Source organism: Sphingobacteriaceae bacterium, from assembly GCA_016715905.1.
In the GTDB taxonomy this organism is placed as follows: domain Bacteria; phylum Bacteroidota; class Bacteroidia; order B-17B0; family Aurantibacillaceae; genus Aurantibacillus.
In genome coordinates, this window is record JADJXI010000020.1 from 316,838 (window position 1) to 342,016 (window position 25,179).

Genomic DNA, 25,179 nt, shown 5'->3' on the forward strand with positions numbered 1-25,179 from the left:
ATGGAAAAATTTAAAATTACCGTTAAATTAAATTGTACGGCTAAAGAAGTGTTTAAAGGTTGGCTGGATAATAAAATACATTCAGAATTTACCGGCGGAGCCAAGGCTAAAATCAGTACGTCGGAGGGAGGAAATTTTACCGCGTGGGATGGATATATTAGCGGACAAAACGTAGAAATATTTCCGCACAAAAAAATTGTACAGAAATGGCGCACTACCGAATTTGATGAGTCGGATGCTGATTCCTTATTAGAAATAAATTTTACACAGAAAGATGATCATACTTTAGTGGCTCTTACACATAGCAATATTCCGGATGGACAAGGAGAGCAATATAAAAAGGGTTGGAAAGAACATTACTTTAATTACATGAAAAAGTATTTCGAAAATTAATTACAAATCCATGGCAAAAGAAACGGCATTAAAATGTTCACTTTGTAATCGCGATAAAAAAGAAGTAAAAATTCTTATTGCGGGTATTAATGGTCATGTTTGTGATAATTGTATCACCCAAGCCTATAATTTAATTAAGGAAGAAAATAATGGAGAGCAAAAACAACACATTCAACAATCCTTAAATTTATTAAAGCCAAATGTCATTAAACAAAAATTGGATGAATATGTGATTGGACAGGATGATGCCAAAAAAGTATTAAGCGTTGCGGTTTACAATCACTTTAAAAGAATTGCTCATGCAGCTAAAGATAATAAAGAGGAAATTGAAATTGATAAAAGCAATTTAATTTTGGTTGGTGAAACCGGTACCGGAAAAACATTATTGGCCAGAACCATTGCTAAACTTTTAAATGTTCCGTTTTGTATTGCTGATGCTACCGTATTAACCGAAGCCGGTTATGTGGGTGAAGATGTGGAAAGTATTTTAACGCGTTTATTACAAGCTGCAGATTATGACGTGACAGCTGCTGAAAAAGGAATTGTTTTTATTGATGAGGTAGATAAAATTGCGCGTAAAAGTGATAACCCAAGTATTACCCGTGATGTTAGTGGTGAAGGTGTGCAACAAGCTATGCTAAAATTGTTGGAGGGAACCGTAGTAAATGTGCCCCCGCAAGGAGGAAGAAAACACCCCGATGCAAAAATGATTGCCGTGAACACTAAAAATATTTTATTCATCTGTGGCGGCGCTTTTGATGGAATAGAAAAGAAAATTGCAAACCGATTAAACACCAGAGCTGTAGGGTATAGTGCCAGCGTTAATCTGGAAAAAGTAGACAGAGCCAATCTTTTGCAATATATTTCGCCCCAGGATCTTAAAGCATTCGGACTTATTCCCGAATTAATAGGACGTCTTCCGGTATTAACATATTTAAAACCGCTGGATAAAGATGCTTTACGTCAAATATTAACCGAACCTAAAAATGCTTTAATTAAACAATACATCCATTTATTTAAAATGGAAGGTACTGCATTGGAGTTTGAAGATGAAGTACTGAACCTTATTGTAGATAAAGCTATTGAATTTAAATTGGGAGCAAGAGGTTTACGTGGAATTTGCGAGGCGATTATGACCGACATTATGTATTCTTTGCCAAGTGATGAGAAACAACCTAAAAAGTTTACAGTGACCTTAGATTATGCGCTGGATAAATTAAAATCAGCCAAGTTGAGTCATTTGCATGTGGCTTAAATAATAATTAATTCCGATTTCTCAATTCAACACCATTCAAAGTAATTGAACAATAATTCTACTTATTTTTAAATTAATGTTTCACAACAAATTTTTGAATAGAATTAGAAGCACGCATAAAGTAAATACCATCCTTTAAATTTGCCGTTGAAAAACTACCCGAAGGAATGGACTGTGTAAATATTTTTTCACCGTAAACGTTGTAAATATCAAAAGCATTAACCTTTTCAGAAAAGTTTATTAATTCACTTGATGGGATTGGGAATATTTTAAGTCGTTGATTTTCTTCTGAATTCATTTGAATTCCATTTGGAACAGCAATTGGACCTATATAACTTTTAGCAACTACCAGATGATCAAAATAAATATTTCCAACATGTCCTGGGCCATTATTATCGTTAAAATTCTTTAGCCAAATATAATTTAAATTTAAAGCCATGTCATTTCTCCATTGAAATCCTTCGAAGGGATTTCCGGTACCTTCTGTAAAATTCCCATAATTCCAGGTTCCTGTAGGAAAATTATAACCATAGTGATTTATTTTTATTCCATTCACCCAAAGTGCTTGTTCACCGTTATAAGATGTTACCGGATTATTCAGTTTTACCATAACTTCAATGCAATTCCAGGTACTCATATTTATATCGTCACTAGTAGTACTATTTAAAAATTGATTCCCATAGTAAAAAGGTTGATTTGTTAACGTATTGGTTATTGCGCTAGGTTTCATATTCATCCAATAATTATAAAAACCAAACGTACTTGTATTTGTAGCTGTGTTATTGGCCAAACCCCTAATCTCTGCCCCAACATGAAATTCCTGATTCCCTTGTACAAGGACACCACCTACAAGACCGGCCGTTGATGATGGCGGGTTTTTACCTCCAATATAAACTCCCGAGTGATGATACACCGTTGCATTGTCATATTTGATGTAAAACCGAACAAAAACCGAGTCCAAAATATCGGGTTGTATTTTTTTATAAATAAATGTATTTTCATTTAAATTAGTACCATCGTCAACTGTTCTTAATCTTAACGATTGACTTCCAGTGCTAGTTGCAGGAACAGACGAATCAAAAACAATGTTATTGGTTACCGTGGTAGCTTGATCCCAATTTCCACTTAAAGTTAATGTTGAAACAGAAGATTCTTCAAACATTTCGGTAAATATAACATTTGAGTTTGTTTGTATTCCAATATCATTAGGGTACAGATTTGATATTTGTGCTTTGGTAGTTTTTAATGAAATTAGAACTATTAAAAGTGCTATTGATTTAGTTTTCATGGAATTAGTTTTAATGATTCACAATAAATTTTAAAGGGTAATTGTTTGATCGAAGAACGTAAATGCCATCATCAAATTCTGCTACAGAAATAGAAGTATTTATACCTTTATTTTCAAAAACTTTCTCACCTAATAAATTGTATATAGAAACATTGTCAATTGCCTTCGATAAATAGAGTGTAGTATTAGTCGGGTTTGGGTATAAAGTAAATTCATTTGCTAAGGTTTTGTTGGCAGTAATATTTGTTGTTATATTTTGATATTCAAAAAGTAACACACTTGCTATTGGTAATGAATATTTTGAAGTATACAATGGATTAAGGATTGTTGTTGTTGATGTATCGGTATCTAAAGTTGGAGCAGTAATTAAACTTACCTTTTGAAGATTGAATCCAGGTATGCTAGGCGCTTCAACTTTTTTATTTATTAGTGTGTCTGTATTAACAATAATTACATTCGCATTTGCATTGTTGTTTGAAAAAAAAGCTGCCCCTCTTGCTAAAGTTGTTGCAGCCCCACTTGTATCTACTACTGATGTAAGTACGCATTTGTCAAGAAACTTAGTCCCAAAAGTTTCATATAGTTGTGCAAGTCCCATAAAAGTATACGTGCCATTTCCATTTAATCTTATTGGATGCCAAGTGTTTTTTGGAGCCCCATAAATCCAATAATTTGCACGATCAATATTATCAAGTTGACTTGCCATTAATAACCAATCTGCTGTTGCTAACGTTCCTCGCCATCTCATACCTCGATCTTGGTCGTTAAACGGACAGTCATGTGCGTGGTCACCAACAATTATTTTCAACCCCTTAGCCTTTGCGCCTGCTGCAATGCTTTTTAATTGTCCTTCACATTGAAATATACTAGGTTGTGGTGTGCTAATTACTTCATCATAAAAATTGTGTGGTGAAAGTCCCCATACCTTACCTACCAATGCTGATCCTAAAATTACACCATTCCAAGCTGAATTGCTAGCGCCAAGCGCTGCTAAAGTAATTTGAATTGTTGGGTCTACTATGAGCATCGAATCAATAATTGGTAATGCTAATGACGTATACGAACTTGCCCCAGCAGAAGTGTTTCCAAGTTCACCCGGTTGCCAAGGTTCATTTCCAATATTCCAAATTTTCACGCCATACGGTGTCGAATATCCATTCGCTGCTCTTACTGCGGCCCAATCAACTCCTCCTCTAGGATTGGAACCATCATTTGCTGCATTACAATATTCAACCCAATCAGCTGCTAATAAGGCGGGATTAGGTTCGCCGTTACTGGCATAAAGATTTACCATAATTTGAACTTCACTTTTAGATAATCCTTTCGCCTGAACCATATTCATAAATTCATCAAAACCAAAAGCTAAAGTTTGACTTGGCATACCTGGTCCTAAAATTTGGGGAGTGCGACTAGCAACTGGACCAATTGAATAACGCCAATTCCAATTGTAAATTTCAGGATTACCCGGATACCTAACTCCATTCATAATAATTCTATTAAAAGCGGATTGCACACCGGTTAATAACGTTCCGGAGGTTGGACTATAGTATCCAACAGTAAATGAGTTTGATCCAATAGTATAAACGCCACTCGACCGAGCGTCAAAACTTATACCAGTTAATTTTTGCGCAGCGGGATTGATAACTTGCGTTGATGTAATCGCAATTGAATATGTGATTTGACTAAAATTTGGTTGTGCAATTAAGTTTATTAAAAGCAACGTTAAAACACTTGTTTTATGTAAGTTAAATTTATTCATAACAAGAGTATTAATGCTTCACTATAAATTTCATTGAATTATTATTTGATTGTAGAATGTAAATCCCATCCTCCAAATCTTGCACGGATAGCGATTTACTTTGACCGTTAATTTCTACGATTTTCTCTCCAGCAATATTATATACTATTATATTATTCAAAGGTTCTGAAAATGAAATTGTGTTGTTTGCGGGATTAGGAAATATATGAATTGTTTTGTTTTTGGTAATTTCTTGAATACCTGTTCCGTTTTGATTTTTCAGTACACTAATAGAAAATGGAGGTAGTGTAATACTATCTAATGAAGTTCCAGAATTGTGATTTAAACTTTTGTAACTTGTAACTACTAAGGCCGAATCTCCATAATAAGTGTCGTAATTATAAGAACCGTTAATAATTTGATTAGCAGAAACTTTTATTGTAGTATTTGAAAGATTCACCATCCATGCGTTTTCATTACTGTTTTTCCAGAATTTCCAACCTAATAATGATGGGTAGGTTGTGGCAGACCACGTAATTGAAGGCTGACTGTTAAAATCAATTAAAGCAGTGCTATCCTGTCCTTTTGAAGCTGAACCTAATATACTCATTGCAACTCCACTTGAAGTAATGTTACTATTAACGTCAACTGCTGCAAATTCTGTTCCCGCAGTTACATTATGATCAATTAGCATAGTAATTTTATTTTCTTTTAATAATAAATGACTTAATGCAGAAATGTATAAACCGTGCGTCCAAGTTCCTGCATGTTGCATAGGTGTTCCAAACAAAGGTTCACTCATATTGTATTCAGTAACCCATATTTCAATATTTGATGGAACAACAGACTGCGTGAATTTTCCTTGTAAAAATCTATTTGCAACACCCAAGCTGGAATGAAATGGAATGCTGAGCGCCCTTTTTGTGTTAAACAAATTATCACTATTTCCACAACCCATGTATAAATGAAATGATAAGGCATCAATATTTGGGTTTTTAATAAAAATACTATCATGCCAACCATGAATTACACTACCGGTATTAGTACTAGCACCACCAACCAAACATATTTTTGAATTTGGAAAATGTGTTTTTAAACTGTCGGCCCAAATTTTTGCATTTGTTGCATATGTAGTTGCGGGGATATATTGCTGTGTATCAATTGGAATATTGTGTTCATTACCTAATTCAATGTGTTCAATTGCTATCCCTTTACTTAAGGCATAATTTAACCCTTGAATTTGATAAGTAACATTAGAGTGCTGAAAATTTAATATCATTAAAGCTTTTGCTTGACAAGCGTTTAATCCAATTAAAAGTTCATCAGCTTTTACAGAAGCAGTACAAGTTAAATTTGCAACCCAAGTTGGAGTGGTTTGTGCCACTTGCCAATAACCAGTTTGCCAGTCAAAATGATTGGCGTTAGTTCCACCAGGATAACGAAACATTGCGGAATTTAATGTTTTCACTGTATCTAACCAGGTATTAACAGTCCAGGTTGAGGTGCATCGAAAAGCATTTCCGTTAAATCCAATAATTGGCGTTTTTCTTTTGTAGGTGTTAAGAGTTGCATTTATTCCTGTTTGCGAAAAAAATTCAAAACAAGTAAAAAGAACTAGTAAAGCTGATGTTGTAATTTTTATTTTCATAACATTTGATTTTAACTTTATACACGATTAATTTTAATCAAATGTTGGAAAATTTACACAACTGTTTGAAAATGAACACAATTAAAATTAATAAGCAAAGGCAAAAACAAATTCACCATTTTCTAAATCTATAGTGTTTGTGCCATTATACAGTTTGCAATTAATTTTAGCCCATACTTTTTTTGTGTTTTTCCCATTATCATTTTTTAAATATTCCTCAACACTAATAATTTTAAAACTACTTGTAATGGGCTGCGAATTTCCGACAGAACTGTATACGTCACCATTTGAATTTGTCCATTCAACAATAACATTCGATAAATTAAATGGATTTGATATTGCAGTTTTTTGATAACTAAATTTAGTGAGGCAAGTACCAGGGTTTTGTGTAGCTACATTATTTTGATAAGTAGATAGTGTATTTTTACTATCACTTATTGTTAAACTAACTAAATATACTCCAGCTGAAATAAAAGTATGGGATGGGTTAGCCAATGTTGATGTGTTTCCGTCACCAAAATTCCAATTATAAGTATAGGGTGGAGTACCAAGACTCGGTTGTGCAGAAAAACTTATTACGTTTCCCATTGGAGTTGAATTTGAAAATGAAGCTTCTAAATCACTTCCGGTTTGGCCAATTGAAAAATCATTACATAATGAACTCGTACATGACGAAGTTGATTGAATCGAAACACATGCATTGTATTTACCAATTTTTAAAAACTTTATTGGGTTAGTGGAATTTGAACTACTACCATCGCTAAAACTCCAAGTGTGATTTTGTGCTGTGCCTCCAAATAATTGAGGGACAAAAATTACACTATATGTGTTAGCTTCTCCAGTCGAACTGGCGTAACTATAATAAGCTACACTTAATGATGTGTCTATATCTGTAATAGTTGAACTTAAATCACGATAGTCCTTAATCCTTATTTTTAATGAGTTAACACAATTAGTAGGACAATTCTTGTCCTTTAATTCGCCAATAAATTCTTTCACATTATTTGCATCAATATTAGTAGATGAATACATGTAATAATTGTATTTGCCAGAATAATATTCCGTTAAGCCACCATTAATTTTAGCACTAAAACTAAAAACCGGATTTTCATTAACAACAGCTGGTTCTACTTGTTTTTTACAGGAATTAGTTAGTAGAATAATTAAGAGTGTTAAAGGGAGAGTTACAATATTTTTCATATTACTTAAATAGTTTATAAGAGATTAATAATTGTATTGAAATATTTCTATCAAAATGATTCAAATTAAAAAAAGAATTATCCTGAACATCTATAAAACCATAATCTACATTTACGCCGAACCCAAAATTGTTTTTAAGTTTTCTTCTAAAGGAGAACATGGCAGAAAAATCGTGATTTTTTATCCCATTAACATAACCGTATTTTCGAATAATATTAGCATCCGTTTTTGCACCATAAAATTCGCTGTATGTTTTAATCGTTGAAGAGGCTCCAATTAATCTTGAATACTGGATTCCTAATGATAAACTGTTTTTTTGTTTAGTGTAATTTATTAATAATGGAAATTTAAAATAATGTAATTTATCAGTGTATATCTCAGTTATTTCATTTTTGTATCCAAATTCTTGATAGGTACTTACGTATGTTTTAGGATTAACATCAGCATTACCATACGACATGTAATTGCAACCAAATAAAAGACCTACATTTTTACTTGACGAAAAAATTAATATAATTCCACCAACCGGATTTATACCTTTTAGTAAAGTGGGCTTTGTAGAATAGCCAGGAGTGAATGCACCCCCAATAAACGAATGAATTTCAAAAAGGTTATTTTTATTTTGTTCTACATCAAGGAGTGTGTTTGCATTAACGGATGCTGTTGGAACTGGCAAAATTTCATATTTCAGAACCAAACTACTATCAGGTTTTAGAGAATCAACTAGAGGCAATTCCATACTAGTTAATGCTTTGTTGTTTAATCGTTCAGTAATAACAGAAGTTGTATCACTATTTATTTTTGGACTTGAATCAATTGATTTTGTATTCTCTGATTGCTTTTCGGTCTTATCTATTTTATAAGGTAATACGTCTTGATGTTTGTTGCTATTAGAATTGAGAATATTCGCCAAGTTTAAATTTGTATTGTTATTTTTTTGAGGACTAATATTTTTTGTTGTTATTTTTTGTTTCGACTTATGGTTTTCTCTTAATTTATTTTCTGAAATTGTTTTTGTTTCTATTTTTTTTGATTTGTTGGAAATCGAATCAATTTTTGTAGAATTAGTAACGCTAGTATTTAAATTTTCTTCTTTTGTTACGTGTAAAAGAATGCTTTCACTTTTAAAAACTTTTTCTGTATTTATTTCTGCATTTACTTTATTAGATTCTATCTTTGTTTCTTCTTTAACTTTAGCAAGGTTTGTGTTATCAGTTTCTGTAAGAAAAACAAACATGCCAATACCTGTAAATGCAAATAGAATTGGAAATAATAACCACAATAAAAATTTTCTTTTTCTCTTTGATTCTTGAATACTAATTAATTGTAAAGCAACATTCCATTTTTCTTCATCCACACTAAATTCTCTCGAATCTAATTTGTCTTGAATGCTTTTATTATACTCTTCTTCGTAATTCATTATGCAATAGTTTTTTGTGATTTATTTGTAGGCTTTAAAATATTTATTTTTAATTCTTCTTTTGCGCTGTTTAATAACCATCTTGATGTTCCCGACGGAATATTTAATAGTTCAGATATTTCTTTATGACTAAATCCGTCTACCACAAAAAGATTGAAGACTTTTTGATTCATGTCAGGTAGTTTAGTTATTAAGTTGTAAATTTCTGCGGCATTTATTTTTTTAATGTATTCGTTAATATCATAATTGCCTTCGTGATCATATTCATTTTGAAAATCTTTTAACACGGTAAGTTTTTTTAATTTATTGTTTTTCCGAAAATCATCAATGATAGTGTTAATTGTAATTTTTCTTATCCAAAGTTTAAATGGAATTTCTTTTTTGTATTTATCCATCCCCATTAAAATTTTCAAAAAACTTTGATTAAGTAAAGATTCAGCATCGTCTTTATTTTTTTCATAACGTGTGCAAATACTCATTAAAAATGAATAGCAAAGCTTGTAGAGCTCATGCTGAGCCATACGGTCATGTTTTTTACATGATTCTAATATTGAATCATTGATTTCTATAATTAACTCGAACTTTTAACTGTTCTATCCTTATACACGTTAAGTTGGAACAATTTGTTGGGATATTTATTTATTATCACATAAGATTCAGATAATCAATAACTTAAAATTAAGATACTAAAACAAATAAGTTTGATTTGGCCTATTATATTTTTCTTTCCTTAAATTTATAGCCTATGAATTTCTCAAATTACAAGTTCACCGTAACCGATCGCTTTGTGAAGTATGCAAAAATTGATACGCAATCCGATCCCAATTCTCCAAGCTGCCCGAGCACCGAAAAACAAAAAAATTTGGCTAAAGTTTTAGTAGAAGAATTAAAAGCAATGGGCATTAATGATGCTGAAATGGATGAACATGGTTATGTGTATGCCACAATCGAAAGCAACACGAGCAAAAATGTACCAGTTATTTGTTTTTGTTCGCACATGGATACTTCCCCTGATTGCAGCGGCACTAATGTAAATCCGGTTATTCATAAAATTTATGATGGAAAGGATATTATATTACCCCATGATAAAACGCAAATAATTAAAGCAAGTGAACATCCGGCATTAGCCGATCAAATAGGCAACGATATTGTAACAGCCGACGGAACAACACTTTTAGGTGCGGATAATAAAGCGGGATTAGCAGAAATTATGGATGCGGCTAATTTTTTAATGACACATCCCGAAGTTAAACATGGAAAAATTCGTTTACTATTTACTCCGGATGAAGAAATTGGCAGAGGTGCTGATAAAGTAAATATTAAAAAATTGGGCGCCGATTTTGGATATACCATGGATGGTGAAACTTTAGGACATATCGAAGATGAAACATTTAGTGCGGATGCAGTAAGTATAAAAGTGAAGGGCTTTCCAACTCACCCCGGTTTTGCAAAGGATAAAATGCAACACGCCATCAAAATTGCGGCAGAAATAATAAATCTTATTCCCAAAGATAAAACACCCGAAACCACCGAGAAAAAACAACCGTTTATGCATCCAACAGCTATTCAAGGTGGATTGGAAGAAGTAGAAATTAAATTTATTATTCGTGCATTTGATACGCCAACTTTATTGGCGCTAGAAGAAGAGTTAAGAAACATCACGGTAAAAGTATTAACTCCATATACAAAATGCAGTTATGAGTTTAAGGTAACGGAACAATACCGCAACATGAAGGAAGTTTTAAGTAAATGTCCGCAAGTTGTTGCTTATGCTGAAGAAGCCATTCGTAGAACCGGAATTACACCTGTTACCTCCAGTATACGCGGAGGAACGGACGGGTCCAGACTTTCATTTATGGGATTGCCTTGTCCGAATATTTATGCTGGAGAACATGCATTTCACAGCAAGCAAGAGTGGGTGAGTGTACACGATATGCAAAAAGCTACCGAAACCATAGTGCATTTGGTAAATATTTGGGAAGAGAAATCTTAAGGATTAATTGAAATTGTTTACTGCTGTTTCACTTTCTGTCAGTTCGATTAGCGTAATAAAGTGAAGGAAGTGTCACGCCGAGTGATTTTTGCCTGCCTCTTGCAAAAATTGTATCGAGGCGAACTTGTATTGAGAACTTACTAACGTATCCCTTCTCGATACGCCGATAACCATTTCCATAATCGGCTACTCGAAGTGACAATGGCGCTGTCAGTTCGAGGAGCGCAATGAAATGAAGCGTATCGAGAAGTGAAGGTGGTATAATCCTACGACAAAAAACTTGTACCTAACTACTCTTTTAAGATCTTTTATTCCTTTTATGGTTTTAATATTTAAACTATATGCTTTCCGACAGAGAAGTTCGCATACTTAAAAATTATTTCAATAATTTTCTATGTAAATCTACTTTTACATTTCCACTCAAAAAAAACTATGAAATTATGTGGTTAAAAATTTTGGTTTATTATACTTAGACTCCTATACCTTTTTTGTGAAAGGATAATTGGAGGAATTACGAAGTGTAATTCCAAATAAAAAAACTTACTTTTATTTAAAATTTTGAAACAAGTAAATTATATTAACACATTAAATTTAAATGGGCAAGAAATATCAGTCCTCCGGCTTGATTTAATTCATCCCAAATACGGAGGCAATAAAATTTTTAAACTCAAATACAATATTTTAAAAGCTAAAGAAGCGGTTTTTAAAAAAGTATTAACTTTTGGAGGTGCGCATTCTAATCATATTTTTTCAAGTGCTGCTTATTGTAAGGATCAAGAATTGGATTGTATTGGTGTAATCAGAGGCAGGGAAGCGGAACTTGAAAATTCGCCCACACTTGTAAGCGCCCGGCAAAACGGAATGCAATTTCATTTTGTGAGTAACGCCGATTTCCAAAATAAAGATCAAGCGGATTTTATCCAACAATTAAAAGAAAAATTTGGTGATTTTTATCTGGTGCCCGAAGGCGGAAATAATGCCGAAGGTGTAAAAGGTTGTATGGAAATAATGAATGATGAATTAAAGAAGTATGATTATGTGTTTTGCGCTAGCGGTACTGGAGCTACTTATTCAGGAATAAAAATTTCAGCGGCGCCTCATCAAAAAATTATTGGTGTTTCGGTGCTCAAAGGCGAAAATACTTTAATTGATTCGGCGAATAAATGGCTAAGTTACTTTGGACAAGAAAAAATAAATTCGGATGAATGCCTTAATTCGTCTACTATTATAAACACGTATGCGCTGAATGGATACGCAACTTTTTCTCCCGATTTATTCCATTTTAAAAAAGAATTTGAAGAAAAATTCAATATCCCTCTCGATCATGTTTACACCGCTAAACTTTTTTATGCAGTAAGTGATTTAATTAAAAAGAAAGATATTTTATTGAACAAAAAGATTTTAGTAATTCACAGTGGTGGCCAGCAGGGCAATGCGGCATTTGAAAAAAGATACCGCCTGTCTTAATATTTACCAGCCAAAACCAATTTTGTAATTAAGACTTCCCCACATAAAAGTTTCCTTGGGATTAATCAGGTTTCCGGCAGGGGAAGATAAAATCCGCACAAAACCAAAACCCAAGCTCAAGCTTTGAAATGCATTCCCCTTATAATTTTGAGCTTGATATCCTATTTGCGTTTGTAAACTCGCCCCTTCAATATTCCGCAATAGCATGTCATAACCATATCTGAAACGTGGACCTATAAAAAAGCCCTTTAAATTTCCGCTTCTACAATAAAAATTCAGATCTAATCCGGTAATAAAATTAACGCCGCTGCGGTGTTGATTGGAGGTGGTAGAAGTACTGTCGTCGTTAGATTTGTAAATAATACCCACCGGATCAAAAGTTAATGAAAAAGGAATCATCACACCCATTTTTCCGTTTTTCAATATATATTCATAATTAGCCGTAATTCTTCCCAATAAAAAACTAAAAGGCTGAATGCTGATGTTGTTTTTTTTAAACTGAAATTGAACAGTATCCATTTTTTGCTCAACAGGCGCAAAGGCTAAAATATCCCCATTGTATTTTTCAATTAAAACCACCTCGTTTTTTGGATAATACTGAACAGCGGATAAACTATCGTTGCTTTTAAAAAAAATCCGGTCCTTTGCTATGGTCTTTAATTGTCCGTTTAAAATTTTTCCATTTTTCAGATATAGCACATCTGTTTGTCCTTTCAGGCATAATGAAAGAAAAAAAGAAGAGAATATTAAAACAAAGTTTTTCAAAAGTAGAATCCGGTATTTAAGCTTAATATTATTTTAGGTAAAAAGGTATAACTTTGATAGGCTTCCCCCGGTTTTAAGTTTTTATTCATGTTCTTGTTAAACTCTTCTCTGTATTTACCTCTTAAGTTAAATCCGCCAATACCGCTAAGAAATTGCACATAGAAATTGTTTTTAAAACAAATTTTTCCTCCGAAAGTGGCCATTGTTGCTAATTGCATGGCGTTTGTTTTGGAATAATTAACTACTTGTGTTTTAGCGCCTGCATTGTTCACGGAGTCTATTCTCACAACGTCAAATGTAAAATCAAGATACTTCATCATTAAGCCTAAAGAATACTGCATTTTTTGAGTTTCTTTTTTCCCGAAGTATCGGTTTACAAAAATTCCGGCATCGTAATTTTTTTTGCTGTTGGGTAAATTAGCAAAATAAATATTTAATGCGGTTACTCGAATATTGAAATTATAAGACCCCGAAATGCCAGCACCTACCTTCTCATTTTTACTTAAGTATTCGTAATTTAAAGCAAAATCAGCATTAGTTATTGCAATAGAATTAATGGATAAAAAACTTTGTGGGTTTTGGACGGTATGGTTGTTTTTTTGATCAGTTATATCAGTGTTCTCGGCATTAATATTAATGTCTTCATTGGGTTGGTTGTATTGTTCAAAAGTGTTGTTGTGATAGGCTATCATTAACACATCAAATTTGCTAATGATGTTACTTTTCCCTTTCTCTGTATTATATTCAATATGTTCCGGCAAAATACCGCTAACAGTACAGGTAATTTTAGTGCCGTTTAAGAGGTATAATTTGTCTTGGGCACAACTTAAAGCAGTTTGAAGTAGCAGATATAGGGTAATGAGGCTTTTCACTTATCAAATTTACAAATTAATGCTATTGCAAAAGCTTGGATATTAAGCTATCTTTGACACATAATGAGTAATAGCGGATGTAGCAGCAACAGAGGTTGCGGCAATGATATAAATGGAGTGCCTGCGGGTTGTGGAAGTAACGGATCTTGTGCAACCGGAGGCTGCAACAAACTGAATATTTTTGATTGGTTAAGTAATATGCGCCCACCCGAAGGACAAAAAGCCTGTGATGTAGTGGAGGTGCGTTTTAAGAATTCCAGAAAAGAGTTTTATAGAAATGTAAATAATTTGTCTTTAAACACCGGCGATGTAATTGCGGTAGAAGCTTCTTCAGGACATGACATTGGCGTAATTTCCTTAACCGGAGAATTGGTGCATTTACAGCTGAAGAAGAGAAATGTAAATTACGAAAGTGAAGAAATAAAAAAAGTTTACAGAAAAGCCAAACAAGCCGACATTGATAAGTGGAAAGAAGCGCAAAGTCTGGAAGTAGATACCATGTACCGAGCGCGAACCATTGCCCTTAAATTGGGTTTGGAAATGAAGCTGAGTGATGTAGAGTTTCAAGGAGATAAATCAAAAGCGATTTTCTACTATACAGCAGATGCACGTGTGGATTTCAGAGAATTGATTAAAGTACTGGCTGATGAATTTAAAGTGAGAATAGAAATGAAGCAAATTGGAGCCAGACAGGAAGCTTCACGCTTAGGAGGGATTGGTGCTTGTGGTCGGGAACTTTGCTGCAGCACCTGGTTAACCGATTTTAGAACAGTAACAACCAGTGCAGCACGTTACCAGCAACTTTCATTAAATCCATTAAAATTAGCCGGGCAATGCGGGAAATTAAAATGTTGTTTAAATTATGAATTAGATAGTTATCAGGATGCCTTAAAGGATTTTCCGGATGTTGAAAATAAAAGATTAATTACTAAAAAGGGAGAAGCTTTTCTTCAAAAAACAGATATTTTTAAACGCATGATGTGGTTTAGTTACAAGCACGACACCAGTGTGTTTATACCTATGAAAGTGGAAAATGTAAAATTGGTTTTGGAATTAAATGCGAAAAATGAACAGCCGGATGATTTAATATCTGAGGAAAATAAAACAGTTAAGGCAAAAGTGATAGAGCATAGCTTTGAAAATGTGGTAGGACAAGATAGTTTAACCCGATTTGATAAATCTTCAAAGAATAAACAGGGGGCAAGAAATAAAAATCAGAAGTCTTTTCATAATAAAAATAAATCGAATAAAGGCCCCGGGTTAGGAACTAAACCTCAGCCAAAACATAACACGGGTAATCAAAATAAGCCTCAAAATAAAAACCGTACACAAGGTAATAAACAAGGAGGTCAGCCTAATCCAAAAAGACAACCTAATAAACCAAATAATCAATCCGGAAAAAATGAATCAGGTGATAAATAAATCGATTATAGGAATAGCTTTTTTTGCGGCATTGGTTGTATTTTCTTCATGCGGAAGAGAAGTAGTTTACAGTAAATATCACACTTTTGCCAATAATGAGTGGAATATTTCCGATAAAGTGGAATTTGAAATGGATGTTAGGGATACTGAAAGTTTAAACGACATTTATTTCAAAATTCGTCATGCCGATGCTTACCCATACAACAATATATTTTTATTTGTGACTACCTCTTATCCGGACGGAAAGGTTTTAACTGATACTATGGAAATTGTTTTAGCAAACAATAGAGGAGAGTGGATGGGAAGCGGGGCAGGAGATATTTTTGATTTTGAAGTGCCGGTAAAAAAGGAAATTCGTTTTCCGCAAGCCGGTAAATACAAGTTTCAATTTGTGCAGGGCATGCGCGAAGATCCATTGCCTTTTATGATGGATTTAGGATTTGAAATTGTGAAAAGTAAGCCCAAAAAATAAAGGCCCGATTTCTCGAGCCTTCATTTCAATTATTAATTAATTTTATTATTCTTTTACTATTCGAATAATTTTTGAATCTGTACCTGTGCTTATTTTAACTAAATAAATACCGGCTTCGTAATTTTTTAAATCAATTTGTAATTCTTGTTTATCAACTGAAAATTCATGATTCAGGTTTTTCACAACTTTACCCAAAGCATCACTCACTATAATTTGAGTTTGAGTATTTTTAGTTGTGCTATACTGAATGGTAAGTTTATCATTTACCGGATTAGGAAATATTCTGAAAGGTAAATCATTTAAAACTAAAGAATTTAATCCATTACAGATGACAACAGTGATGGTAACTGCACTATTTCCGGTACAGCCATTACTTCCTGTTCCGATGGCTGTGTAAGTGGTGGTAATGGTTGGTGTAACAGCAACAGTGGCTCCACTCAAACTTCCGGGGTTCCAAGTATAGGCTGTGCCTCCGTTTGCTGTTAAAGTGGCGGTTGATCCATCACAAATAGTTGCAGAAGATGCGCTTGAGCTTATATTTACTGTATTAATATTTACTGAAACTGTATTTGTATTGCTACATCCGTTTGCTCCGGTTCCGGTGACACTATAAATGGTGTTAACGGTAGGTGAAACAACAGTAGCGCTTCCTGTAATAGCACCCGGATTCCACACATAAGCGGTGCCTCCGGTTGCTGATAATGTGGAGCTGGCTCCTGAACAAATTCCACTTGGCGATGCAGAAGGAGTGATAATAGGCAATGATAACACTTGAATCATATTATTACTTGAAGCTACGCTTCCGTTTGATACAGCGGTTAATGAAATGCTATAAGGTCCTGCATTAGTAAAAGTAATCGCTGTAGAAGAATTATTTGGAGTAGCAAATACAGGGCCGGGAGGAATGGATGTCCAGGTATATCCGCTCACCACAAAAGAACCGGTATTGGCAGTAACGGTTAGCGAATTGCCGAGACAAATTGTTGGTTGCATAGTAAAAGTTGCTGCAAATACAGAAGTTCCGGATAAAGTTACATCATCAATGGCTACACTTGGATCAGCGCCGGTAGGATCATCATTCTGCCATCTGAATCCTATTTTTACATTTGGATTATTATTGGCAGAGGCCGGTAAGGCTATAGTATATCCTGTCCAAACACCTTGCGGTGAACAGGTAAGTGCTGTTTGTGGCGGCGTGGCGATGTTAGTCCAAGTTGCTCCGCCGTTGGCTGAATATTGCACATCGATATAATCAGAGTTAACTACACCTCTTAGTAAGTATTTAAATGAAAGACTAATGGTATATTGGCTACTGCAATTTATAGTTGGCGATTGTGCTCTTTTATTGGTTTCACCAAAGGATGCCAGATATATTGCACCCCCATCGGTAACGCCTGTACTTACGTGTAGAGATCGGTTGGTTAAACTTGGGGTACCAACGCATCCATCACCGCAATTTCCAATGCCCATCCCGGCTTCCGCGGCACTGATGTACCATTCATTAGGAACCAAGCCTAATGAGCCTGTTGTTACTACAGACCAACTTCCTAATCCCGATGGATTGAATCCATTGGCCATTTGTCCTTGATTACATCCGGTGCCAAAAGTTTCTGTCCAAAAAGGTGCTTGAGACATTCCGGCAATTGATACTAAAATAAAAAGAGAAAGTAAATATTTTTTCATGGTATAAAGATTTATACCAAAGATATAAAAAAGTAAATAAAATGCAAGAGCAATTACTTATTTAATAATGCATTCCAACCTTGTGCTTTAAGTTCATGTACGCTTCCGTCTTTGGCCACCATTAGCATACCCTTTTCTTTATTGGTAATATGCCCAATTATGGTAAAATCCGGTAAATTTTTTATTTTATCATATTCTTGCATGTCAATGGTGAAAAGCAATTCATAATCTTCGCCTCCACTTAATGCGCAAACCGTTGGGTCTAAATTAAATTCACGGGCGGTATCATAGGTTTGGGGGTCGATTGGAATTTTTTCTTCGTACAATTCCACACCGCAATTGGATTGAGTACATAAATGAAGAATTTCAGACGACAAGCCATCGCTGATATCAATCATTGCCGTTGGTTTAATATTTAACTGTTTCAGTAAAGCAACAATATCTTTTCTGGCTTCCGGCTTCAACTGTCTTTCTAAAATATAATCTTTACCGCTTAGGTCGGGTTGCACACCCGGACTATCTTTAAAAACCGCTTTCTCTCTTTCTAATATTTGTAAACCCATGTATGCTCCTCCCAAATCTCCACTCACACATAATAAATTTTTTTCAAGCGCTCCGTTTCTATAGGTGATTTCTTCTTTTTTTGCGGTGCCTATTGCGGTTATACTTATTGTTAATCCACTAACGCTGCTTGTAGTATCTCCGCCTATCAAATCAACATTATATTTTTCACAAGCTAATAACATGCCGGCATATAATTCTTCAACAGCCTCTAAACTAAAACGATTGGAGATTGCGAACGAAACGGTAATCTGTTTCGGCTCTGCATTCATGGCATAAACATCACTTAAATTCACCACAATGGCTTTATAACCCAAGTGTTTTAATGGTACATAAGTTAAATCAAAATGAACGCCTTCGGTTAACAAGTCGGTGGTTACTATAGTTTGAAAACCGTTATGATCAATTACCGCGGCATCATCTCCAACGCCTTTTACGGTTGACGCATGATGTAATTTAATATTTTTAGTGAGATGCTCAATAAGTCCGAATTCGCCTAATTGCGATAATTCTGTTCTGTTGGTGTTTTCAAATTCCATTAATCAATAATTTCTATGCTGGATGAATCTACAGCACCGTTAACCGGTGGTAATAGTTTAGCTAATTTAAGATGAATTTTTTTGGCTTCCGGAAATTTTTTGCGAAGCGATTTAAAAATCCGCAAACCCACATGCTCAATTAATTTGCTACGAATAGCCATTTCGGCCTTACATATTTCAAATACTTCACAATAATCTATGGTTTTTTTTAAATCATCGCTTTCTGCAGCTTGTGTAAAGTCTGTTTCAAAACTTACATGTATAATATAATCACAGCCAATTTTTTCTTCTTCCGGTAAGCAACCGTGGAAAGCGTACAGCCTTATTCCTTCAATATTTATTTTGTGTTGCATTACTTTCCGAAATCAAGTCCGTCTTGGTTACCCTGATTATTATCCATTCCCTTCATTTGTTTGGCTTTTTTGAAAATTGAGGCATCCATTTTACCAAAAATGTAAGTAACAGTAAATTTAAAGAAACGCGACTCTCTTCTTCTGGACAAATCCTGAATGTAGTATGGTGTTTCGTAATGTGCACCCATAGCACGCGTGTTCATCACATCGCTCACAGTAGCGTTTAGTATCCATTTAAATCCAAACATTTTATTTACCGAAACATCAAATCCATAAACTTGATTACTTGCTCCCAACAATATTATTCGCGGTGATTCATAACTTCCGTTTACTTGTAAAGTGATTTGTTTTGGGAATTTGTACGAGATAGTGCTTTTAGCATTGTATGCATAACCTTCAGTGGTTACTTCAGGCTCTGTAGCAACTACTTTACCTTTAAGGAAAATATAATAAATATTAGCATTCAACATAAAGTCTAAGTTTTTAACTAAGGTGTATTTCACAGTATGTTCCATTCCGTATTTAATACTATTATCACCATTCACTGTAGTATTCACCAAAACATTTGGATCAGAAAGTGAAGGGTAAGCCACATCCGTTATAGGTTGTTCTTCGTATCTGAAATAACCGGAGCCTAAATAACTCCCTTTGCCAAATATTTTATTGTAGTTTAGTTCTGAAATATTTCTGAATTCGGGTTTTAACTCCGGATTTCCAATTCTGTAATTCAAACGATCGGCAAACATCACTACCGGCATTAACTGAAAAAAGTTTGGTCTTTGAATTTTCCGACTAAAATTTAATTGCCATTCATTTCCTTTTGTCATTTTCTTAGAAAAATATATGCCTGGGAAAATTGAATTTAAGAGATCATTTCCTGAGGAAGGATAATTGTATGAGAATGATTGATTTTTATTGGCTATAGTTCCGGAATAATAAGAGGATTCAAAACGCAAACCGGCCTGATAAAAAAGTGAACCGGTTACTTTACCGTTTAAATTTACGTAGGCCGCATTCACCATATCATCAATTCTGTAATCATTGCTCATGATACTATCAAAAGTATAAATATCTTCTGTATTCACAGCGCTGCTTGTGGTATTGCTGGCAACGGATCTTTTTGCGGTGGATTTCATACCAATTTCCAATTTACTGGTTTCATTTAAGGGGTCAACATAATCTATTTGAAAATTATATTGATCGGCATAATTGGTGGCATTATTTTTTTGAAAAGTTGTAGGTATGTTTAAGGTGCCGGATGAAAGATAATTATAAGAAGAAAAATGATAATTATTGCCGGAGTTCGTGTGGTTCAGACTTAAATCGGTTGTAATTTCTTTTCCGGCTTTTGGCCAAGTTTTTTTATGCATGATTTGTCCGTTGTAATTTTGAAAAGTTGCATTTTGTAAGTTAATGCGGTTACCATAAAGTAAACTAGATTGCGATGCGTCAAGGATATCAAAATTCTGATGATCAATTGTTCTGAAATCACCTGACATCAACATGCCTGAAAAAGTTAAAGTATTGCGGTTATTAATACTATAGTCGATCCCTAAACGACCAAAATTAAAAATCATACGGAAGTTAGCATCGTTGTTTTGATTAAAGTACCCGGTTGAATTTCCGGAAGAATCAAATTGTTGACGATTGGTGAAGCCCTGCGTTAAATTAATAGATTGATTGTAGTTATACATCAACGAATAATTCCACTTTCCTTCCTTTACATTAATATTGGCCATACCGCCATATCGGTCGCCCGTTCCAGCATAGGCCATAATCATTCCGTTATATCCGGGTTTTAAATTCTTTTTCATTACAATATTTAATATCCCGCCGCTGGCACTGGCATCGTATTTAACCGAAGGGTTTGTGATTACTTCAATACGGTCTATCTGATCTGCCGGAATTTGTTGTAATGTGAGATTTGAAGGACGGCCGTCTACAAAAATTGTAGGGCTTTGATTTCTTAATTGTGCATTACCATCAGCATCTACCGTTACACCGGGTACATTTTTCATCACATCTACTGCAGAACCACCTCTAACGGAAATATCTTTATCCACGTTGTAAGTGCGCCTGTCAATCGACATTTCCACTGTGTTTTTTTCGGCAACTATTTCAACTTCACCTAATAATTTTTCATCCAAACCTAATTTTAAATCACCCAAATCAACTTCAAGTTTATTGGGCATTTGCAGAAAAAACTTTGTTTCTAAATTTTTGTAACCAATTTGTGTGGCCTTAAATCTAAAGCCGCCCATAGCAGGCAAACCATCTATACTAAATTCCCCATTCTCTTTAGTTAAAGAACCGCCTAATATACTATCCTTGTTAAACCAAAGTACAACCACGGATGCATACTCTAATGGTTTTTTTGTGGTAGCATCAAATAATCTGCCATACACTCTGCCTTTAATGCTTGACATCGCTTTTGCCATATCTTTATTATTCCCGCCAGGAAATTGTGAAAAGCCCATTTTAGGAATAAAACTCAAAATGAGTAAGTAATAAATATTTTTCAATTGTAAAAGTTTCAAATCGATGGTAAAAATAAACTTACTTGCTCAATAAATATACAGGCATTTTGTTATTGTTAATGATATTTAACGATTGATTTCGGCAAATCCCCCAAACCACGTTATAAAATACTTTACTTACTGAATATTCTTATCTTTGCGTATGAAAGGCGGTAAGCTAATTATATTTTCTGCACCATCCGGATCCGGAAAAACAACCATAGTTCGCCATTTATTAAGCAAATTTCCGGAAAAAATTGCATTTTCTATTTCTGCCACATCCAGAGCTAAAAGAGGAGAAGAAGTGGATGGAAAAGATTATCATTTTTTAAGCGAAGCTGAGTTTAAAAAGCGAGTAAAAAATAATGAGTTTTTAGAGTGGGAAGAAGTTTATTCCGGTTATTATTACGGTACACTAAAATCGGAAGTAGAACGAATTTGGAATGAGGGAAAAGCTGTAATTTTTGATATTGATGTTGAGGGAGGATTAAATTTAAAATCCCAGTTTAAACAAAATTCGCTTGCTGTATTTGTGATGCCGCCGAGTATTAAAATATTAGAAGAGCGATTAAGAAGTAGGCAAACCGACACACCCGATAGCATTGCCAGAAGAATTGCCAAAGCCGAAAAAGAACTAAAAACCGCTGAGTTGTTTGATGTTTTTATTTTAAATGAGACGCTGGAAATTGCTTGCGAAAAAGCCGAGAAATTAATTCTTGAGTTTTTGGAAGATTAATCGAATGATAGAATAAAAAAACCCCGCTCAAAAGCAGGGTTTTTGAATAATTATTTCAATTGAAAATTATTTCTTTAAAGAGGCAACTTTCTTAGATAGTTTTGACTTTAGGTTTGCTGCTTTATTCTTATGAATCACATTCTTTTTTGCCAATTTATCAAGCATGCTCGAAACTTTAGGTAATAATTCCTTTGCTTCTTTTTCATCACTTGTTCCTCTTAATTTTTTAACCGCGCCGCGTGCTGTTTTAGCATAATAACGGTTAGATAAACGTTTAGCGTTGTTTGAACGAATGCGCTTGATTGCTGATTTGTGGTTTGCCATTGTATAATCTCTAAAATTTTTTCCCAATTTTGGGAAGGCAAATATACTAAATTTTTCGAATATCCAAGTGTTAAAAACAAAATGCAAAAAACCCGTAAAATGCTCTAATTTTGTAAGATATGCGGTTTTTAAGCTCAATAGCCTTCCTTATTTCGAGTATAATGGCATATGGGCAAAACCCATTAAAACCCGCTAAAAACCTGGTTCCGAACGGCAGTTTTGAGAACTGCCGTAAACCCATTAATAATTTGCGAATGGCTATTCCCTGGAAACCCATGGCATCTGTGGATTATTACCATAAACCGGTTGAAAAAGACACCACAGCCCATAAAGGCGCTTATGATGGTAATGCCTACTGTGGTTTACGTTTTCAAAAAAAATATAAAGAATTTATGGAGGTGAAGTTGGTTGAATCCTTACACCGGGGTACAATTTATGAAGTTTCTATGCAAGTTCGTTTAGCCTATTGGAGTAATGCCACCTTAAAATCTTTCGGTTTTTTGTTAAGCAAAGGCGGTTACCATAAACAAGCCGATGCGGTGCGTGGGAATATGGTGGACACTATGGCTAAGAAAAAAGGATTGATGCAGGGTTTCCAATGGTTTACGGTAAGAGGTTATTATAAAGCGGATGGTGGAGAAAAATATTTAACGCTTGGCAATTTTGCGCCTGATGTAAAAAAGGATATGATGCGCATGAATATTTTAAAAATGGGATTTAAGGAAGCTTATTATTTTATTGACGATGTAAATTTAAAAGTACATAAAGAAGATAAGGAAGAAGTAGAAGTGGTGATTGTTGGCCCAACAATAAAGGAAGAAGACTCAACGCTTGTGGTTAAAAACGATATTCAGGTTGGAGAGAAAGTAGCTTTAAAAAATATTATTTTCGATCATGGTAAGTATTATTTATTGCCTGAGTCTTATGTTGAATTAAATAAACTGGTGAAGTATCTAATGAAAAATCCGAGTATACAAATTCAAATTAATGGCCATAGCGATAACAGTGGATTGAATTTTAAGAATCAAAAAATGAGTGAACTTAGAGCGCGTGAAGTGTTTGAATATTTAATTAAAAAAGGAGTTCAAAACAGAATGTATTTTAAAGGTTTTGGAAGTTCTCAGCCTGTTGCTTCGAATGACACCGATGAAGGGAAAGCACTTAACCGAAGAGTTGAATTTGAAATAATTAAAAAATAAAGGATGCAATTAATAAAAAAAAATGATCCTAAAACAATTCGTGCGTGGGCGTTTTATGATTGGGCAAATTCGGTTTTTCCATTAGTGATCACTTCGGCTATTTTTCCTAATTATTACGATTATGTGACCACGCATGATGAGGCTAAAAATTTTATTGGCCATACGGTTTCATTTTTCGGAATGCATTTTGAGAATCAGAATATTTATTCATTTGTTTATTCATTCGCACTATTTATGGTGGTTTTGTTAGCGCCAATTTTAAGTGGAATAGCCGATTATTTAGGAAATAAAAAAAGATTTTTGCAGATATTTTGTTACCTAGGCTCTATTTCCTGTATGTGTTTGTTCTTTTTTTCACGAACAAGCTTAGAGTTGAGTTTTATCCCTTTCATTACCGCAACAATTGGGTTTTGGGGCAGCTTGGTTTACTATAATTCCTACCTTCCTGAAATTGCTTCAGAAGAAAATCAAGATAGCGTAAGTGCAAAAGGTTTTTCATTAGGATATTTTGGAAGTTCATTATTGTTAATTCTTTGTTTAGTGATGATTATGGTGCTTAAAGTTCCGGCTAAGTATAGTTTTTTGTTAGTGGGTTTATGGTGGATGGGCTTTGCTCAAATTACATTTAGGGCATTACCTAATAAAAGTCATGCTAACGATATCAGCGATAAAAAAGGATTAATCACCAAAGGATTCAGGGAGTTGAGGGGTGTTGCGCGTCAAATAAAAGGAATGAAGGCCTTAAAACGTTTTTTGTTCAGTTACTTTTTTTACAACATGGGGGTGCAAACGGTTTTGGTTATGGCCGTACTTTTTGCCAGAAATGAAATTGATTGGGGTGTTGGAGAGGATGCTGAAAAAGCAAAAACTACTTCCTTAATTGTAAGTATTTTAATTATTCAATTTGTGGGTATTTTGGGGTCATTTGTTTTTTCAAAAATGTCGGCCGCCATCGGAAATATTAAATCATTAATGTTTGCCATTTCTATTTGGATATTTATTTGCGTTTTCACCTATGCCATTGTTCGCCTGCCTGTGCATTTTTACATAGTTGCTTTTTTAGTTGGTTTTGTTATGGGAGGTATTCAATCTTTATCAAGAAGCACTTACAGTAAGTTTATTCCGGTAACCGAAGACCTCACCAGCTTTTTCAGTTTTTATGATGTAATGGAAAAGGGAGGAATGATTATTGGTACTATTTGTTTTGGAATGATAAGCGAAATTATGGGCGGCATGCGACCTTCCGTTTTGGCACTCATCGGATTCTTTATTTTAGGATTTGTTGGCTTATTTTTTGTGCCTAAAAAGGCTGAAACTCGTTTATAAAATTAAATC

At 34.2% G+C, this 25,179-nt stretch carries 22 protein-coding genes; 9 read left to right on the forward strand and 13 right to left on the reverse strand.

Annotation, left to right across the window (positions count from 1 at the left end; translation table 11 throughout):
- Both IPM51_16775 and clpX read left to right on the forward strand, forming a co-directional pair.
- Positions 1–393 (forward strand): SRPBCC domain-containing protein, encoded by a 393-nt coding sequence (locus tag IPM51_16775; GenBank protein MBK9285952.1) that lies wholly within the window; start codon positions 1–3, stop codon positions 391–393.
- 10 nt (positions 394–403) lie between these two features.
- Positions 404–1,648: an ATP-dependent Clp protease ATP-binding subunit ClpX gene (clpX, locus tag IPM51_16780; GenBank protein MBK9285953.1), complete on the forward strand. Its 1,245-nt coding sequence runs from the start codon at positions 404–406 to the stop codon at positions 1,646–1,648.
- Positions 1,649–1,721: 73 nt separating this feature from the next.
- Here the strand turns inward: clpX and IPM51_16785 are convergent, their stop codons facing one another.
- The 6 genes from IPM51_16785 to IPM51_16810 form a co-directional block, all read right to left on the reverse strand.
- Complete coding sequence (locus tag IPM51_16785; GenBank protein ID MBK9285954.1) at positions 1,722–2,936, reverse strand: hypothetical protein; 1,215 nt, start codon at positions 2,934–2,936, stop codon at positions 1,722–1,724.
- A gap of 10 nt (positions 2,937–2,946) precedes the next feature.
- The gene (locus IPM51_16790) at positions 2,947–4,695 is read right to left on the reverse strand and encodes a T9SS type A sorting domain-containing protein (GenBank protein MBK9285955.1); all 1,749 of its coding nucleotides are present in this window, start codon (positions 4,693–4,695) and stop codon (positions 2,947–2,949) included.
- A 10-nt stretch (positions 4,696–4,705) separates the two neighbouring features.
- Positions 4,706–6,322 carry a T9SS type A sorting domain-containing protein gene (locus IPM51_16795; GenBank protein MBK9285956.1) on the reverse strand — a complete coding sequence of 539 codons (1,617 nt, stop codon included), beginning with the start codon at positions 6,320–6,322 and terminating at the stop codon, positions 4,706–4,708.
- 87 nt (positions 6,323–6,409) lie between these two features.
- A complete protein-coding gene (locus tag IPM51_16800; GenBank protein MBK9285957.1) occupies positions 6,410–7,522 on the reverse strand; it encodes a PKD domain-containing protein in 1,113 nt (370 codons plus the stop codon).
- A 1-nt stretch (position 7,523) separates the two neighbouring features.
- A complete protein-coding gene (locus IPM51_16805; GenBank protein MBK9285958.1) occupies positions 7,524–8,942 on the reverse strand; it encodes a hypothetical protein in 1,419 nt (472 codons plus the stop codon).
- Positions 8,942–9,421 carry an RNA polymerase sigma factor gene (locus IPM51_16810; GenBank protein ID MBK9285959.1) on the reverse strand — a complete coding sequence of 160 codons (480 nt, stop codon included), beginning with the start codon at positions 9,419–9,421 and terminating at the stop codon, positions 8,942–8,944. The genes IPM51_16805 and IPM51_16810 overlap by 1 nt, the downstream gene beginning before the upstream one ends.
- 266 nt (positions 9,422–9,687) lie before the next feature.
- On the opposite strand from IPM51_16810, the gene pepT reads away from it, so the two are divergent.
- Complete coding sequence (gene pepT / locus IPM51_16815; GenBank protein MBK9285960.1) at positions 9,688–10,935, forward strand: peptidase T; 1,248 nt, start codon at positions 9,688–9,690, stop codon at positions 10,933–10,935.
- A 558-nt stretch (positions 10,936–11,493) separates the two neighbouring features.
- The gene (locus IPM51_16820) at positions 11,494–12,402 is read left to right on the forward strand and encodes a pyridoxal-phosphate dependent enzyme (protein MBK9285961.1); all 909 of its coding nucleotides are present in this window, start codon (positions 11,494–11,496) and stop codon (positions 12,400–12,402) included.
- Between the two features lie 3 nt (positions 12,403–12,405).
- Here IPM51_16820 and IPM51_16825 read toward each other — a convergent pair whose 3' ends face one another.
- Both IPM51_16825 and IPM51_16830 read right to left on the reverse strand, forming a co-directional pair.
- Positions 12,406–13,167 carry a hypothetical protein gene (locus IPM51_16825; GenBank protein MBK9285962.1) on the reverse strand — a complete coding sequence of 254 codons (762 nt, stop codon included), beginning with the start codon at positions 13,165–13,167 and terminating at the stop codon, positions 12,406–12,408.
- Positions 13,164–14,039 carry a hypothetical protein gene (locus tag IPM51_16830; protein ID MBK9285963.1) on the reverse strand — a complete coding sequence of 292 codons (876 nt, stop codon included), beginning with the start codon at positions 14,037–14,039 and terminating at the stop codon, positions 13,164–13,166. The genes IPM51_16825 and IPM51_16830 overlap by 4 nt, the downstream gene beginning before the upstream one ends.
- A gap of 63 nt (positions 14,040–14,102) precedes the next feature.
- On the opposite strand from IPM51_16830, the gene IPM51_16835 reads away from it, so the two are divergent.
- Positions 14,103–15,461: a hypothetical protein gene (locus tag IPM51_16835; GenBank protein MBK9285964.1), complete on the forward strand. Its 1,359-nt coding sequence runs from the start codon at positions 14,103–14,105 to the stop codon at positions 15,459–15,461.
- The gene (locus IPM51_16840; GenBank protein ID MBK9285965.1) at positions 15,442–15,933 is read left to right on the forward strand and encodes a gliding motility lipoprotein GldH; all 492 of its coding nucleotides are present in this window, start codon (positions 15,442–15,444) and stop codon (positions 15,931–15,933) included. The genes IPM51_16835 and IPM51_16840 overlap by 20 nt, the downstream gene beginning before the upstream one ends.
- Positions 15,934–15,978: 45 nt before the next feature.
- Here the strand turns inward: IPM51_16840 and IPM51_16845 are convergent, their stop codons facing one another.
- From IPM51_16845 to IPM51_16860, 4 genes are read right to left on the reverse strand one after another with little or no spacing between them, the layout of a single operon-like run.
- Positions 15,979–17,616: a T9SS type A sorting domain-containing protein gene (locus IPM51_16845; protein MBK9285966.1), complete on the reverse strand. Its 1,638-nt coding sequence runs from the start codon at positions 17,614–17,616 to the stop codon at positions 15,979–15,981.
- A 53-nt stretch (positions 17,617–17,669) separates the two neighbouring features.
- Positions 17,670–18,716: a thiamine-phosphate kinase gene (gene thiL, locus IPM51_16850; GenBank protein MBK9285967.1), complete on the reverse strand. Its 1,047-nt coding sequence runs from the start codon at positions 18,714–18,716 to the stop codon at positions 17,670–17,672.
- Entirely contained in the window at positions 18,716–19,069 is a 354-nt protein-coding gene (gene folB / locus IPM51_16855; protein ID MBK9285968.1) for a dihydroneopterin aldolase, read from the reverse strand. Before folB ends, thiL begins: the two co-directional genes overlap by 1 nt.
- Positions 19,069–21,591, reverse strand: coding sequence for a TonB-dependent receptor (locus IPM51_16860; GenBank protein ID MBK9285969.1), 2,523 nt, complete (start codon positions 21,589–21,591; stop codon positions 19,069–19,071). Before IPM51_16860 ends, folB begins: the two co-directional genes overlap by 1 nt.
- Positions 21,592–21,748: 157 nt before the next feature.
- Here IPM51_16860 and gmk point away from each other — a divergent pair, with 157 nt between their 5' ends.
- Entirely contained in the window at positions 21,749–22,321 is a 573-nt protein-coding gene (gmk, locus tag IPM51_16865) for a guanylate kinase (protein MBK9285970.1), read from the forward strand.
- 66 nt (positions 22,322–22,387) lie between these two features.
- Here the strand turns inward: gmk and IPM51_16870 are convergent, their stop codons facing one another.
- The gene (locus IPM51_16870; GenBank protein ID MBK9285971.1) at positions 22,388–22,645 is read right to left on the reverse strand and encodes a 30S ribosomal protein S20; all 258 of its coding nucleotides are present in this window, start codon (positions 22,643–22,645) and stop codon (positions 22,388–22,390) included.
- A gap of 119 nt (positions 22,646–22,764) precedes the next feature.
- On the opposite strand from IPM51_16870, the gene IPM51_16875 reads away from it, so the two are divergent.
- Entirely contained in the window at positions 22,765–23,844 is a 1,080-nt protein-coding gene (locus tag IPM51_16875) for an OmpA family protein (GenBank protein MBK9285972.1), read from the forward strand.
- A gap of 3 nt (positions 23,845–23,847) precedes the next feature.
- Positions 23,848–25,170: an MFS transporter gene (locus tag IPM51_16880; GenBank protein MBK9285973.1), complete on the forward strand. Its 1,323-nt coding sequence runs from the start codon at positions 23,848–23,850 to the stop codon at positions 25,168–25,170.
- The last annotated feature ends 9 nt before the right edge of the window (positions 25,171–25,179 follow it).

Excerpts from the sequence above, each read along its gene's own strand:
- IPM51_16775 (MBK9285952.1), top strand. The coding sequence starts at position 1 with ATGGAAAAATTTAAAATTACCGTTAAATTAAATTGTACGGCTAAAGAA.
- clpX (MBK9285953.1), top strand. The coding sequence starts at position 404 with ATGGCAAAAGAAACGGCATTAAAATGTTCACTTTGTAATCGCGATAAA.
- IPM51_16785 (MBK9285954.1), bottom strand. The coding sequence starts at position 2,936 with ATGAAAACTAAATCAATAGCACTTTTAATAGTTCTAATTTCATTAAAA.
- IPM51_16790 (MBK9285955.1), bottom strand. The coding sequence starts at position 4,695 with ATGAATAAATTTAACTTACATAAAACAAGTGTTTTAACGTTGCTTTTA.
- IPM51_16795 (MBK9285956.1), bottom strand. The coding sequence starts at position 6,322 with ATGAAAATAAAAATTACAACATCAGCTTTACTAGTTCTTTTTACTTGT.
- IPM51_16800 (MBK9285957.1), bottom strand. The coding sequence starts at position 7,522 with ATGAAAAATATTGTAACTCTCCCTTTAACACTCTTAATTATTCTACTA.
- IPM51_16805 (MBK9285958.1), bottom strand. The coding sequence starts at position 8,942 with ATGAATTACGAAGAAGAGTATAATAAAAGCATTCAAGACAAATTAGAT.
- IPM51_16810 (MBK9285959.1), bottom strand. The coding sequence starts at position 9,421 with ATGAGTATTTGCACACGTTATGAAAAAAATAAAGACGATGCTGAATCT.
- pepT (MBK9285960.1), top strand. The coding sequence starts at position 9,688 with ATGAATTTCTCAAATTACAAGTTCACCGTAACCGATCGCTTTGTGAAG.
- IPM51_16835 (MBK9285964.1), top strand. The coding sequence starts at position 14,103 with ATGAGTAATAGCGGATGTAGCAGCAACAGAGGTTGCGGCAATGATATA.
- IPM51_16840 (MBK9285965.1), top strand. The coding sequence starts at position 15,442 with ATGAATCAGGTGATAAATAAATCGATTATAGGAATAGCTTTTTTTGCG.
- IPM51_16845 (MBK9285966.1), bottom strand. The coding sequence starts at position 17,616 with ATGAAAAAATATTTACTTTCTCTTTTTATTTTAGTATCAATTGCCGGA.
- thiL (MBK9285967.1), bottom strand. The coding sequence starts at position 18,716 with ATGGAATTTGAAAACACCAACAGAACAGAATTATCGCAATTAGGCGAA.
- folB (MBK9285968.1), bottom strand. The coding sequence starts at position 19,069 with ATGCAACACAAAATAAATATTGAAGGAATAAGGCTGTACGCTTTCCAC.
- gmk (MBK9285970.1), top strand. The coding sequence starts at position 21,749 with ATGAAAGGCGGTAAGCTAATTATATTTTCTGCACCATCCGGATCCGGA.
- IPM51_16870 (MBK9285971.1), bottom strand. The coding sequence starts at position 22,645 with ATGGCAAACCACAAATCAGCAATCAAGCGCATTCGTTCAAACAACGCT.
- IPM51_16875 (MBK9285972.1), top strand. The coding sequence starts at position 22,765 with ATGCGGTTTTTAAGCTCAATAGCCTTCCTTATTTCGAGTATAATGGCA.
- IPM51_16880 (MBK9285973.1), top strand. The coding sequence starts at position 23,848 with ATGCAATTAATAAAAAAAAATGATCCTAAAACAATTCGTGCGTGGGCG.